We start from the raw sequence: 12,865 nt of genomic DNA, 5'->3' as shown, positions 1-12,865 counted from the left end.
CTTCGCACACGATCCCGTGCCGCGACACCCCGCCACTTCCACCAACACCCGTTCCGCGCTACACCAGCCCCATGCAAATCGGATCTCTCCTCGCTGTATATTTCGTCGTCTGGTGGCTGACCTTTGTCGCCGTGCTGCCGATCGGCAGTCACAGCCATCACGAAACCGGTGCGGAAGTCATCGCCGGCAATGACCCCGGCGCGCCGGTTCAGCCCATGCTGATCCGCAAGGCGCTGATCACTACGGTGCTCTCGATCGCGCTGACGGCGCTGCTGCTCTGGGGCATCAACAACCCCACGCTCCACGCCTACTGGAATCGCTAGCGCTTTCGCGCTGGCCCGATCGCATGGGCGTACGCCATGGCGAGAGCCACGGCCACATCCTCGTCACTCGCCTCGCTGAGCCACATCGTGGTCCAGCCTTGCAGTCCCCACTTATTGTCGATGCGCTGAAAAATCTGCGACGCCACCGCGCATTTGAGCTCCTGCTCATCGGGCGTGAAGGCGAGGTTGGCGCTAAGCCCATCTGCCGCCAGCGTCGCAAACGTGCGCTTTACCTTGAACGCCGTGCGATCGAAGTGCGGTGCCGACACTGTGCCGGACAGGGCCATGGCCGCCGCAACAAAACTCTTTGCATCCGCCATCTCGCTCACCGCAAATAAAAAAGCGGGGCTCGAGGCCCCGCCGTTTTGAGTTCGTTCGACAATACGTTGGTCTTAGGCACGCTATACAGCGGCTGCCAACGCTCCTCCCTTGACCTTGTCGACGTGCGGCGATTTGTATCGCCTTTGCTTTATTGAGCCGGACCCTAACAACAGTTTTTGGGTCTGCCAAGCGGATTCTGCATAGCTTGCATGCTTGCATCGAATAGACGACTAGGCTTTGAGTGGGCACTAACAAGCCCTACGAGTCGAAGCCTTTTCCTGGAGTTCTTATGCGCCTTTCCCGCTACTTCCTGCCGGTGCTGCGCGACGTCCCCAAGGAAGCCGAAATCGTCTCGCACCGCCTGATGCTGCGCGCCGGCATGATCCGCCAGCAAGCCTCCGGCCTCTATTCCTGGCTACCGCTCGGCTACAAGGTCCTGATGAAGGTCCAAAAGATCATCGAGGAGGAGCAAAACCGCTCCGGCGCGATCCAGCTTTTGATGCCCACCATCCAGTCCGCCGATCTCTGGCGCGAGTCGGGGCGCTATGACGCCTACGGCAAGGAAATGCTGCGCATCGAGGATCGTCACGAGCGCGAGTTTCTCTATGGTCCGACCAATGAGGAGATGATCACCGACATCTTCCGGACCTATGTGAAATCCTACAAGGACCTGCCGCTCAATCTCTACCACATCCAGTGGAAGTTCCGAGACGAGGTCCGCCCGCGCTTCGGCACCATGCGCTCCCGCGAATTCTTGATGAAGGATGCCTATTCCTTCGATCTCGACGAGCCCGCAGCCGTCGCCGCCTTCCAGCGCATGTTCGTCGCCTACCTCCGCACCTTCCGCCGCATGGGCCTTGTCGGCATTCCAATGCGCGCCGATACCGGCCCGATCGGCGGCAACCTGTCCTATGAATTCCACGTCCTGGCAGACACGGGCGAGTCCGGCGTTTTCCTCGACAAGGACCTGCTCGATAAGCCAATCCCGGGCAAGGACACCGACTATCGCGGCGACCTCGATCCGATCTTCAAGGATTGGACCTCGCTCTTCGCCATGACCAACGAAATGACCGATGAAGCCACTTTCCGCGCCCAGGTGCCGGAAGACAAGCAGCTCATGGCGCGCGGCATCGAAGTTGGCCACATCTTTTATTTCGGCACCAAATATTCCGATCCGATGAAGGCAAATGTCACCGGCCCGGATGGCAAGAACATCGCCGTCCATATGGGCTCCTACGGCATCGGTCCGACCCGCGTCGTGCCTGCCATCATCGAAGCCAGCCACGACGAAAATGGCATTGTCTGGCCGGTCTCGGTCGCGCCCTTCGAAGCGGTGCTGATCAACCTAAAGGCCGGCGATGCCGATACCGATGCCGCCTGCGACCAGCTTTATGCCGAGCTGACCGCTGCAGGCCTCGACATGCTCTACGATGATCGCGACCAGCCTGCGGGTTCCAAGTTCGCGACGGCCGATCTCGTCGGCATCCCGTACCAGATCATCCTTGGGCCGCGCGGCCTTAAATCCGGCGAAGTCGAGATCAAGCATAGAAAAACCGGCGAGCGCGAGACGCTGCCGCTTTCGGGGGCCGTCGAACGGCTCAAGAGCCTGATCGAACCCCAGCGGATGACCGACATTTGAGCGAGAGCCCAGCAGCAGCAAGCACCGGCCGGTCCACCCGGCCGTTCTCCCGTTTTGAATGGCTGATCGCAGGCCGCTATCTCCGAGCCCGCCGCAAGGAAGCGTTCATTTCGGTGATCGCCAGCCTCACCATGGTTGGCGTGGCCATCGGCGTTGCGACGCTGATCGTCGTCATGTCGGTGATGAACGGTTTTCGCGGCGAACTGCTCGACAAGATCCTGGGGCTCAACGGCCACTTCACAGGCTTTCCGATCGAGTCGCAGTTCACTGACTACAAGGAAACCGTGACCGCCCTTGAAGGCGTCGACGGCGTCGACTTTGCCGTCTACTTCGTCGAGGGCCAGGTGCTGGCAACGGGGCAGGGCCAGTCCACCGGCGTTACAGTCCGCGGTATGGACGAGGAAAACCTCAAGAAGCTGAGCCTGCTCTACAATGCTACAGAGCAGGGCGGGTTCGACCAGTGGGACGAGAGCCGCGGCGTCGCCATCGGCTATCGCCTTGCGCAGACGCTGGGCGTCAACCTGGGCGACCAGGTGCAGATCATCAACCCCGAAGGCACGATGACGCCCTTCGGGTCGACGCCGCAGATCCGCTCGTACCCGGTCAACGTCATCTATAATTTGGGCATGGTCGAGTTCGACAGCTACTTCATGTACATGCCGCTCGAGCCCGCCCAGGACTATTTCAAGATGGTCGACGAGGTGCTCAAGCCCGGCCAGGCCCAGCTCGATCCGCTCGCCACCGACGAGGAAATCGATGCGGCCTATATGCGCGTGCCTCGCGCTTCGGCGGTCGAAATCTTTATCGACGACCCCGACCAGGTCGGGCTTATGAGGCAGCGCCTGCAGTCGGCGCCGGAAACGCGGCCACTGGTGCTGACCGATTGGCAGCAGCGCAACGAGACTTTCTTTTCGGCCCTGCAGGTCGAGCGCGTGGTGATGTTCACCATCCTCTCGATGATCATCCTGGTTGCCGCCTTCAACATCATCTCCAGCCTCATCATGCTGGTAAAGGACAAGAGCGCCGACATCGCCGTGCTGCGCACCATGGGCGCCACGCGCGGTTCGATCATGCGCATCTTCTCGATGACCGGCACCGCCATCGGCGTCATCGGGACCATTGCCGGCACAATCATCGGCCTCATCGTCGCCGCCAATGCCGAAGCGCTGCGCTCGTCCATCTCCAATTTGCTCGGCGTCACGCTCTTTCCGCCGGAAGTCTTCTTCCTTTCCTCGCTGCCGAGCCGCACCGATCCGGTGGAAGTCACCGTCGTGGTCTGCATGGCCCTGGGCCTCAGCTTCCTCGCCACGCTCTACCCGGCATGGCGCGCAGCCCAGTATGACCCTGTGGAGGCCCTCCGCTATGAGTAAGCCCCACCTCCGCCTTGCCGACGTCCATCGCCACTATGGCGAAGGCGATCGCACCGTTCGTGTGCTTGAAGCCGCTAACCTCACGGTGGAAAGCGGTGAAATGGTCGCCTTGGTCGCGCCCTCGGGCGCCGGCAAGTCGACGCTGCTGCATCTTTGCGGCCTTCTGGAATCGCCTCAGTCCGGCGAGATCGAGATCGTCGGCCAGCCCACCAGCAAGCTGAGCGATCGCGGCCGAACCCATCTGCGCCGCTCGACCGTCGGCTATGTCTACCAGTTCCACCACCTGCTGCCCGAATTCACGGCGCTTGAAAACGTCGTCATGCCGCAGCTCATCGCCGGCAAGAGCGATAAGGAAGCGGAGGGCAGGGCCATGGAATTGCTCGGCCTGCTTGGCGTCGGCCATCGCGCGACGCATCGCCCGGCCGAACTTTCCGGCGGCGAACAGCAGCGCATCGCCATCGCCCGCGCTGCCGCCAACCATCCCCGCGTTATCCTTGCCGACGAGCCCACGGGCAACCTCGACCCGGAGACCAGCGACGTCGTCTTCGGCGCACTCAAGGACCTGATCCGCAACGAAGGCGCCGCAGCGCTCATCGCAACGCATAACTATGACTTGGCGCGGCGGGCAGACCGCATCGTGACGATCCGGGGCGGGCTGGTGGTCGCGCACGAGCTCTAACTCACCCCCTTCCGAGCGCCGCTAGGCTCGTGCCTCGCCAAGCTCTGCTTGCCTTCCCCTCTGAGGGGGAAGGTGGGCATCCTGTATTGTCCACGATAGTGCCACGCCCACCGATTTCACCTTCCCCCCTTGAGGAGAAGGCAAGCGCAGCTTAGGTGCGTCGCGCCTTAGCGCAGCTCGGAAGGGGGTGTCGGCCTCTCCACCAACTCATCTATCCCGCTTATCCCCTCCGCAAAATCTTCCGCTAATCTCCCCCGCATCAGCCGGATGGAGATGGGGTTGCAACGATCAACCGTCCGGCGACAGCCGGGAGGGGTCTTTATCGTTGAGGATCCTGGGTCCGTGGACGGGGCTTGAGTAATCATCCCCTAAGACGCTGCCTGCCAGAAAACCCGGCGCCCCGAGACAAGCTTCGTCTCACATACTAAACTACTCACGAGGCGAAAGCCGTCTCGGGGCTCCATCATCTGATCACCAACCGGCGGCAAACCCGACCGGCGCTTCTGCACGTCCCGGCCCTTGCCAAGCCGCAACGCCGCATGACAAAAACTCGCCAACAACGGGGGGAGACGGCATGAGCGATTTGGTGGGGTTCTATCCGGGGTCCTTCGACCCGCTGACCAATGGCCATCTTGATGTCATCGAGCGCGCCTGCAAGCTGGTGGATACGCTGGTCGTCGCGGTCGGCATCAGCGCCACCAAGAAAAGCCCGCTCTTCACCCATGAGGATCGCATTACCATTCTGCAGCAGGTTCTGCCGGCGATTGGTAAGCGGACGTCTACCGAATTTCGCATCGTCGATTTCTCGGGCCTGATGGTCAATGCCGCGCGCCAACACGGCGCCAAGCTGATCATTCGCGGCCTGCGCGACACCACCGACTACAATTACGAAATGCAGATGGTGGGCATGAACGCGCAAATGGCGCCCGAACTGCAGACGGTTTTCCTGCCCTCCAGCCCGCCGGTCCGGCATATCTCGGCCACATTGGTGCGCCAGATCGCCGAGATGGGCGGAGACATTTCCGCCTTCGTCCCGCCAATTGTCCTCAAGGCTTTGAAGTCCTCATGATCAAGATCACCCGCCGCAGCTTCGCCGCTCTCGCCCTTGGCGCGACCCTTCTGGCCTCCCCGGCATTCGCGCAATCCGGCACGCCCCACCTGATCCTGACGCTTGAAGATGGCGTCGTCGACATCGAACTTCTGCCCGCCATCGCCCCCAAGCATGTCGAGCGCATTGTCACGCTGACCGAAGACGGCGCTTATAACGGCGTGGTCTTCCATCGCGTCATCGATGGCTTCATGGCCCAGACCGGCGACGTGGCCAACGGCAATGCCGACAGCCCGAACTACAATCTTGCCGCCGCCGGCACCGGTGGCTCGGAGCTTCCGGACGTCGAAGCCGAGTTCAATTCCGAAAGCTTCCAGCGCGGCGCCGTCGGCGCAGCCCGCTCGCAGAACCCGAACTCCTTCAACTCGCAGTTCTTCATCACCACCGCTGACGCCAGCTTCCTAGACGGTCAGTACACCGTCTTCGGCAAGGTCGTTTCCGGCATGGAAGCGGTCGATGCCCTCGAAAAGGGCCCGCAGGAACAGAACGGCGCCGTCGCCAATCCGGACAAGATCGTCACCGCCACGATCGAGTACAAGTAAGAGGCCAAGTGCGGCGGCTTGCCTTGCGCCAGCCGCCCATTCCGCCTAAACCCGCCTGCAAACAACCAAGAGGCGCCACCATGGCCTACGACGATCCCGAAAACACCCTCGTCATCGAAACCACCAAGGGCAAGGTCGTCATTGCCATGCGTCCCGACGTGGCGCCCGGACATGTCGAGCACATCAAGAAGCTGGCCCGCGAAGGCGCCTATGACGGCGTGGTGTTTCACCGCGTGATCGACGGCTTCATGGCCCAGACCGGCGACGTCAAGTTTGGCAATTCCAACCTTGCCGACTTCAACCCGTCCCGCGCCGGCACCGGCGGTTCGAAATATCCGAACCTCAAGCAGGAATTCAACGCCGAGCCCCACAAGCGCGGCACCGCCTCGATGGCGCGCGCGCAGGATCCGAACTCGGCCAATTCGCAGTTCTTCATCTGCTTTGCAGACGCTCCCTTCCTCAACAAGCAGTACACCGTCTGGGGCAATGTCATCGAGGGCATGGACGCCGTCGATCAGATCAAGCGCGGCGAGCCGGTGATCAACCCGGACAAGATGGTCTCGGTCAAAGTTGCTGCCGACATCGCTGAATAAGCTTCTGCTGGCGGCTTCGGCCGCCCGCGTTTTCGCCATGCCCGCCATGGCGCTCGACACCGTGTCCTGCGCCGACAGCGACGGCGAGATGACCTTCACCTATGTCACCGGACCTGCTCTGGTGCAGCCGGTGCTCAGTGTCGACATGCAGCTGACCGGCGATTTTGGGTTCTCGACCAAGCCCGACGACCCCAAATACGATGGCGAGTATGTCTACGATGGCTTCATCGGCCGCGAGGTCGAGGGCGGCGACGTTGCCTGGGATGACGAGGATGGCGATCGCCACCACGCCATGAGCTTTCGCATCGGCCGCACCTCGCACGGCGCCCACAGCATCATCGGCGGTGTGGTCAGCGTCGAAGGCGGCGGTCTTTGGGTCGTCGAATGCAGATCCACTTATGTCGATGAATAACCAGGGGTCATTTCGGCCCGACAGGTCAGTGCTTTGAAAATGGATACGGTTCTCTGGGCGCTGATGGGCGTCATCGCCGGTGCGTGCATCGCCGCACAGGCGCCAATCAATGCGAGCCTGGGCAAGGCGCTGCAGGTGCCGGTTGCCGCGGCCGCGGTGTCGTTCCTCGCTGGCGGCATTGTGCTCTGGGCCCTGGCCTTCATCTTCAGCAACGCCACCCACACGCCGATAAACTTCGGCGCGCCCGCACCGTGGACCTTTGTGGCCGGTGGCCTCCTCGGTGCCTTCTACGTTTTTTCCAACATCACCCTGACGCCGCTGATGGGCGCCGCCGCGGTGATGGCCCTGTCGGTCACCGGGCAACTGGTCGGCGGCCTGCTGCTCGACAGGGTCGGCTTCATGGGCATGGCAGTCCGCGAACTCACGGTCGGTCGCCTCGCCGGCGCCGCCCTGCTGGTAATTGGCGCCGTCATGATCCGGGTGCTTTAGCAGCATGCGCGTCACCGAGTTCGATTTCGACCTGCCCGAAAACCTGATCGCGCTCCACCCGGCCGAACCGCGCGACTCCGCGCGTCTCCTCGTCGTGCGTCCCGGCGAGCCTTTGGTCGATGGCCACATCCCCGATCTTCTGACGCTGCTGCGGCCCGGCGATACATTGGTCGTAAACGACACGCGGGTCTTGCCGGCCGAGTTGAAGGGCGTGCGCCTGCGCGGCGAAAATCGCGGCAATGTCTCATTCAACCTCCACAAGCGCGTCGATGCCAGCTCCTGGCGCGCCTTTGCCCGGCCTGCCAAAAAGCTTGCTGTCGACGATCAGCTCGAGCTCACCAATGGCGAAATGGAGCCGCTGACCGCGCGCATCACCGGCAAGGGTGACAGCGGCGAAGTAACCATCACTTTCGACCTTGCCGGTGCTGCGCTCGATGAAGCCATCAAGTCGCAAGGCGCCATGCCGCTGCCGCCTTATATCGGCGCCAAGCGGCCGGTCGAGGAGCGCGACAAGACCGACTACCAGACCGTCTACGCGGCAGAAGACGGCGCCGTCGCGGCGCCGACGGCGGGCCTGCATTTCACCGAAAAATTGCTGCAGGACCTTTCCGACCTCGGCGTCGCGATGGAGCGCGTGACGCTTCATGTCGGGGCAGGGACCTTCCTTCCCATGAAGGTCGACGACACCGAAGACCATGTCATGCATTCCGAATGGGGCGATATCGACCAAGCGACCGTCGAGCGCATCAATAGGCGCCGCGCTGCCGGCGGCCGTGTGATCGCTGTCGGCACCACCAGCTTGCGGCTGCTTGAAACCGCATCGCGCGCCACCGGCAATCTCGAGCCCTTCATCGGCGATACCGACATCTTCATCACGCCGGGGTTCCGCTTCCGCACGGTCGACGTGCTGATGACCAATTTCCACCTGCCCAAGTCGACACTCTTCATGCTGGTCAGCGCCTTTTCCGGCCTCGACACGATGAAGGCGGCCTATGCCCACGCGATCGAGAACGGCTACCGCTTCTATTCCTATGGCGACTCTTCGCTGCTCCATCGGGCGCCGCATCCTGAGGATGAGGCTTGACGGCACGGGCGCCGATCAACCGCTACGCCCGCCGCATCGCCTCGGCCTTGCGCCGAGCCGCTGAAACCGGAACGCACCTGACTCTGAGCGGCCTGGTGCAGCTGCTCGGCCCTAGAGCGCACCGCCTCCTGCTCCTCGTCGCCGCGCTTTTCAACATGATCCCCGGCCCGCCGGGTTTTGGGGGCACAATCGCCTGGACGACATTCTTGATCGCCCTCGCCATGGTGCTCGACCGCCCGATCCGGCTGCCGCCCTTCATCGGCAACCGCAAGCTGCCGCTAAAACTTCTGGTGCGCGCCAGCGACCAGGTCGTCCGCGTCACAGATGTCCTCGCCCGCTTCTCGCGGCCTAGACTGCGCTGGCTGACCGGGGCAGGGATGAACCTGCCCTACGGCATCGTCGTAATGATCGTGAGCGTCGTGATGGCCTTACCAATACCGCTGATCAACGCCATACCCAATGTGGGGCTCTGCATCATCGCCTTTTCCATGCTGAACCGCGATGGAGCGGGCGTGATCATCGGTGTCGCGGTCGCCGCCATTGGCCTCATAGTTGCCGCGGCCGCAATTTTCGGCGCCTATCACCTCGGCATGTCGGCGATCGATGCCATGGTCTGAGAACCTGCAAGGCTGGTTTGCGCAACGATCCGCGGACCAGAGCCTTTTGCAGACAATAGCAACAGCAAGGACAGAGCCTTGAACGACGCCACCATCTTTGGGATTTCCACCGCCTGGATCATCAGCAATGCCTGGTCCGTGCTGGTCGCCATCATCGTTCTGATCGCCGGCTGGTTCATCGCGGGCCTCCTGTCGCGCTATGTCACAGGCCTGCTGTCGACGCGCCTCCGGCACAATGCGACGATTGCTCCTCTAATCGGACAAGCCCTTCGATACGGCGTGCTCTTCGTCACCATCATCATCGTGCTGGGCCAGTTCGGCGTCCAGACCGCCTCGATCCTCGCCGTGCTCGGCGCCGCCGGCCTCGCTGTGGCTCTCGCCTTGCAGGGCACGCTTTCCAACATCGCCGCCGGCATCATGCTGGTCTTCCTGCGCCCCTTCAATGTCGGCGACTATATCGACGCCGATGGCATCGTCGGCACGGTGGTCGAGGTCGGCCTCTTCGCCACCCAGCTCCGCACCATCGACGGCGTCTACCTTTTCGCTCCGAACTCGAAGCTGTCCAACGCCAAGATCCTCAACTACACGCGCGAACAGTCACGCGTCGTCGAGGTCAAGTTCAACGTTCCCCGAACGGCCAACCTCGACGAGCTGCGGAGGACGCTCGATCAACAGGTGCGCGGCGACTTTTCGGATAGCTCGGCCCATCCCGAGTTCTGGGTCGATACGCTAAACGACGCAAACATGGTCATTGTCGCCCGCGTACCCGTGCAAAGCCGCGACTGGTGGGAGGCACGCTCCATCATCCAGGAACGCATCCGCAACGCCGTCGACAGCGCCAATGGCTTTGCTCCGAGCGCGTGATCGCTCTTTCATCATGCCTGTCGAAGGGCTAGAACGCGCCCCATGAAACAGGTCACCTTTACCCTTTCCGCGACGGACGGCATGGCCCGCCGCGGCCGTATCGATACGCCGCGCGGCGAGATCAACACGCCCGCCTTCATGCCGGTCGGCACCGCAGGCACCGTCAAGGCTATGTATCCCGAGCAGGTGCGCGACACTGGCGCGGACATCCTCCTCGGCAACACCTATCACCTGATGCTGCGTCCCGGCGCCGAGCGTGTGGCTTCGCTGGGCGGGCTCCACACCTTCATGAACTGGGAACGGCCGATCCTTACCGATAGCGGCGGTTTCCAGGTCATGTCGCTGGCCAAGTTGCGGAAGCTCACCGAGCGCGGCGTGACCTTCAAGTCGCATATCGACGGCTCTGCTTACGAGCTGACGCCGGAGCGCTCGATCGAGATCCAGACGCTGCTCGACAGCGACATCATCATGCAGCTCGACGAGTGCATTGCCCTGCCGGCCGAACGAAAGGAGATGGAACGGGCGATGGAGCTTTCCATCCGCTGGGCCGATCGCTCCAAGACCGCCTTCAACAACCAGCAAAACCGCATGCTATTCGGAATCGTCCAGGGTGGCGATGACGCCGAGCTGCGCTCCCGATCGGCGGCCGGGCTGCAGTCCATCGGCTTTGACGGCTATTCCATCGGAGGCCTCGCCGTGGGGGAGCCGCAGGAGGTGATGTTCCGCGTTCTTTCCGACATCACTCCGGAATTGCCGACCGACAAGCCGCGCTATCTCATGGGCGTCGGCAAGCCGGACGATATCCTGGGTGGCATCGAGCGTGGCGTCGATATGTTCGACTGCGTCCATCCCACGCGCGCTGGCCGGCACGGCCACGCCTATACGCGTTTTGGCGTCATCAATCTGAAGAATGCTCGTCATAGGGATGATCACCGGCCCTTGGACGAAGCATCGCCCAACCCCAATTGCCGGCGTTGGAGCCGCGCCTACCTCCATCACCTCGTTAAGACTGAAGAGATTTTGGGCGCAATGGTGCTTTCGCAGATCAACCTGGCCTACTATCAAGAGCTGACCGCGGGAGCGCGGGCGGCTATCGAAGAGGGCCGCATGACCGATTTTGCGGCAGAAACGCGGGCGGCCTGGGCTGCTGGCGATCTGCCGGTGCTTTAGGGAACATAGCTATGGCCAAGAGCTCACGCGGCGACGAACTCATCCCGCTCGAAGGGCAGCGGAAGCGCATCAACAAGACGACGATGCGCGAAATGTTCGCCGAGGACCCCAACCGCTTTCAGCGCTTTTCGGCCAGCGGCGCCGGAATCCTTCTCGATTATTCCAAGAACCGCATCGACGAAGAGGTGATGGACGCCTTGTTCGACCTGGCCCGCGCGGCCGGAGTAGAGGAGCGGCGCGACCAGATGTGCGAAGGCGAGCACATCAACATTACCGAAAATCGCGCCGTCATGCACATGGCGCTGCGCTACCAGGGCAATCAGCCAGTGCCGGTCGACGGCAAGGACGTGATGCCCGACGTGCGGGCTGTGCTTAAGGCCATCGCCAACTACACCGATGCCGTCCGTTCCGGCCAGATCCGCGGCCACGGTGGCGAGCAGTTCACCGACATCGTCAATATCGGCATCGGTGGTTCCGATCTCGGCCCCGCCATGGTGACGCTGGCGCTCGAACCCTATACCCGCGCCGACCTGCGCGCGCATTACGTTTCCAACGTCGATGGCGCACATATCCACGATACGCTGAAGCGCCTTGATCCTAAGAAGACGCTGTTTATCGTCGCGTCCAAGACCTTCACCACCGACGAAACCATGACCAACGCCCATTCGGCGCGCGAATGGATCGCCGACACGCTGGGTGAAGAGGCGGTGCCCAACCACTTTGCTGCGGTCTCGACCAACCTCGAAGCATGCGCCAAGTTCGGCATCCGTGAAGACCGCATCTTCGGCTTCTGGGACTGGGTCGGCGGCCGCTATTCGGTCTGGTCGGCCATTGGCCTGCCGATCGCGCTGGCTGTCGGCTACGACAATTTCGAGAAGTTCCTTCAGGGCGCCGACGCCATGGACCGGCACTTCCTCACGGCGCCGCTCGAGGAGAACCTGCCGGTCATCATGGCCGTTCTGGGCGTCTGGTATCGCAATGCCTGGGGCTTTTCGACCCACGCCGTCCTTCCCTACGACCAACGCCTCAGCCGCTTTGCCGCCTATTTGCAGCAGCAGGACATGGAATCGAACGGCAAGTCCGTGACCCTTGCCGGCAAGAAGGTTGAGTGGTCGACCGGCCCCATCGTTTGGGGCGAGCCGGGCACCAATGGCCAGCACGCCTTCTACCAGCTGATCCATCAGGGCACCGACGTCATTCCCGCTGATTTCCTGATCGCCGCGCAGCCGCACGAACAGCTGCCGCCGCATCATGACAAGCTGGTGGCCAATGTCCTTGCGCAATCGGAAGCGCTGATGCTGGGCAAGACCAAGGCCGAAGTCGTTGCCGAACTTGAAGCCCAGGGCCTCGACAAGCACCATATCAAGGAACTGGCCCCGCACAAGGTGTTCCCCGGCAATCGTCCGTCCAATACGCTGTTCTACAAGCAGCTAACGCCGGAGGTGCTAGGCTCGCTGATCGCGCTCTACGAGCACAAGGTCTTCGTCCAGGGCGTCATCTGGAACGTCAATTCCTATGACCAGTGGGGCGTGGAACTGGGCAAGCAACTGGCCAAAGCTTTGCTGCCTAAGGTCCAGGGCGAGGCGACTGGCGAAGACCACGACAGCTCGACCCAGGGCCTTCTCAAATACTACCTCGCCAATAAGGCCTGAGC

The 12,865-nt window shown here is 62.3% G+C and carries 15 protein-coding genes; 14 read left to right on the top strand and 1 reads right to left on the bottom strand.

The features are described 5' to 3' along the window. The first annotated feature begins 71 nt into the window (after nt 1–71). Nucleotides 72–323, top strand: coding sequence for a DUF1467 family protein (locus JI748_RS06840; RefSeq protein ID WP_201636246.1), 252 nt, complete (start codon nt 72–74; stop codon nt 321–323). Here the strand turns inward: JI748_RS06840 and JI748_RS06835 are convergent. Beyond that, the gene (locus tag JI748_RS06835; protein WP_201636244.1) at nt 320–643 is read right to left on the bottom strand and encodes an MmcQ/YjbR family DNA-binding protein; all 324 of its coding nucleotides are present in this window, start codon (nt 641–643) and stop codon (nt 320–322) included. The two genes, JI748_RS06840 and JI748_RS06835, sit on opposite strands and share 4 nt — an antisense overlap. 290 nt (nt 644–933) lie before the next feature. On the opposite strand from JI748_RS06835, the gene proS reads away from it, so the two are divergent. From proS to pgi, 13 genes are all read left to right on the top strand, one after another. Continuing rightward, nucleotides 934–2,283 carry a proline--tRNA ligase gene (gene proS, locus JI748_RS06830; RefSeq protein ID WP_201636242.1) on the top strand — a complete coding sequence of 450 codons (1,350 nt, stop codon included), beginning with the start codon at nt 934–936 and terminating at the stop codon, nt 2,281–2,283. Continuing rightward, a complete protein-coding gene (locus JI748_RS06825) occupies nt 2,280–3,653 on the top strand; it encodes an ABC transporter permease (protein WP_201636240.1) in 1,374 nt (457 codons plus the stop codon). Before proS ends, JI748_RS06825 begins: the two co-directional genes overlap by 4 nt. Next, the gene (locus JI748_RS06820; protein WP_201636238.1) at nt 3,646–4,332 is read left to right on the top strand and encodes an ABC transporter ATP-binding protein; all 687 of its coding nucleotides are present in this window, start codon (nt 3,646–3,648) and stop codon (nt 4,330–4,332) included. The genes JI748_RS06825 and JI748_RS06820 overlap by 8 nt, the downstream gene beginning before the upstream one ends. Before the next feature lie 574 nt (nt 4,333–4,906). Beyond that, on the top strand, nt 4,907–5,401 hold the full coding sequence (coaD, locus tag JI748_RS06815) for a pantetheine-phosphate adenylyltransferase (protein WP_201636236.1): 495 nt from the start codon (nt 4,907–4,909) through the stop codon (nt 5,399–5,401). After that, nucleotides 5,398–5,982 carry a peptidylprolyl isomerase gene (locus JI748_RS06810; protein WP_201636234.1) on the top strand — a complete coding sequence of 195 codons (585 nt, stop codon included), beginning with the start codon at nt 5,398–5,400 and terminating at the stop codon, nt 5,980–5,982. The genes coaD and JI748_RS06810 overlap by 4 nt, the downstream gene beginning before the upstream one ends. 80 nt (nt 5,983–6,062) lie before the next feature. Continuing rightward, a complete protein-coding gene (locus JI748_RS06805) occupies nt 6,063–6,575 on the top strand; it encodes a peptidylprolyl isomerase (protein ID WP_164533805.1) in 513 nt (170 codons plus the stop codon). Further along, a complete protein-coding gene (locus JI748_RS06800; protein ID WP_201636232.1) occupies nt 6,553–6,987 on the top strand; it encodes a hypothetical protein in 435 nt (144 codons plus the stop codon). Before JI748_RS06805 ends, JI748_RS06800 begins: the two co-directional genes overlap by 23 nt. 39 nt (nt 6,988–7,026) lie before the next feature. Further along, nucleotides 7,027–7,476: a DMT family transporter gene (locus JI748_RS06795; RefSeq protein ID WP_201636230.1), complete on the top strand. Its 450-nt coding sequence runs from the start codon at nt 7,027–7,029 to the stop codon at nt 7,474–7,476. 4 nt (nt 7,477–7,480) lie between these two features. Then, nucleotides 7,481–8,560: a tRNA preQ1(34) S-adenosylmethionine ribosyltransferase-isomerase QueA gene (gene queA, locus JI748_RS06790; RefSeq protein ID WP_201636228.1), complete on the top strand. Its 1,080-nt coding sequence runs from the start codon at nt 7,481–7,483 to the stop codon at nt 8,558–8,560. Beyond that, nucleotides 8,557–9,177, top strand: coding sequence for an exopolysaccharide biosynthesis protein (locus JI748_RS06785; RefSeq protein ID WP_201636226.1), 621 nt, complete (start codon nt 8,557–8,559; stop codon nt 9,175–9,177). The genes queA and JI748_RS06785 overlap by 4 nt, the downstream gene beginning before the upstream one ends. Nucleotides 9,178–9,255: 78 nt before the next feature. Next, on the top strand, nt 9,256–10,041 hold the full coding sequence (locus JI748_RS06780; RefSeq protein ID WP_201636224.1) for a mechanosensitive ion channel family protein: 786 nt from the start codon (nt 9,256–9,258) through the stop codon (nt 10,039–10,041). A 42-nt stretch (nt 10,042–10,083) separates the two neighbouring features. Beyond that, on the top strand, nt 10,084–11,211 hold the full coding sequence (tgt, locus tag JI748_RS06775) for a tRNA guanosine(34) transglycosylase Tgt (RefSeq protein WP_201636222.1): 1,128 nt from the start codon (nt 10,084–10,086) through the stop codon (nt 11,209–11,211). 11 nt (nt 11,212–11,222) lie between these two features. Continuing rightward, entirely contained in the window at nt 11,223–12,863 is a 1,641-nt protein-coding gene (gene pgi / locus JI748_RS06770) for a glucose-6-phosphate isomerase (RefSeq protein ID WP_201636220.1), read from the top strand. Nucleotides 12,864–12,865 lie beyond the last annotated feature (2 nt).

Source organism: Devosia rhizoryzae (assembly GCF_016698665.1).
Classification (GTDB): domain Bacteria; phylum Pseudomonadota; class Alphaproteobacteria; order Rhizobiales; family Devosiaceae; genus Devosia; species Devosia rhizoryzae.
The sequence above is the reverse complement of the archived record's forward strand: the minus strand, read 5'-3'. Positions and strand labels throughout refer to the sequence as shown.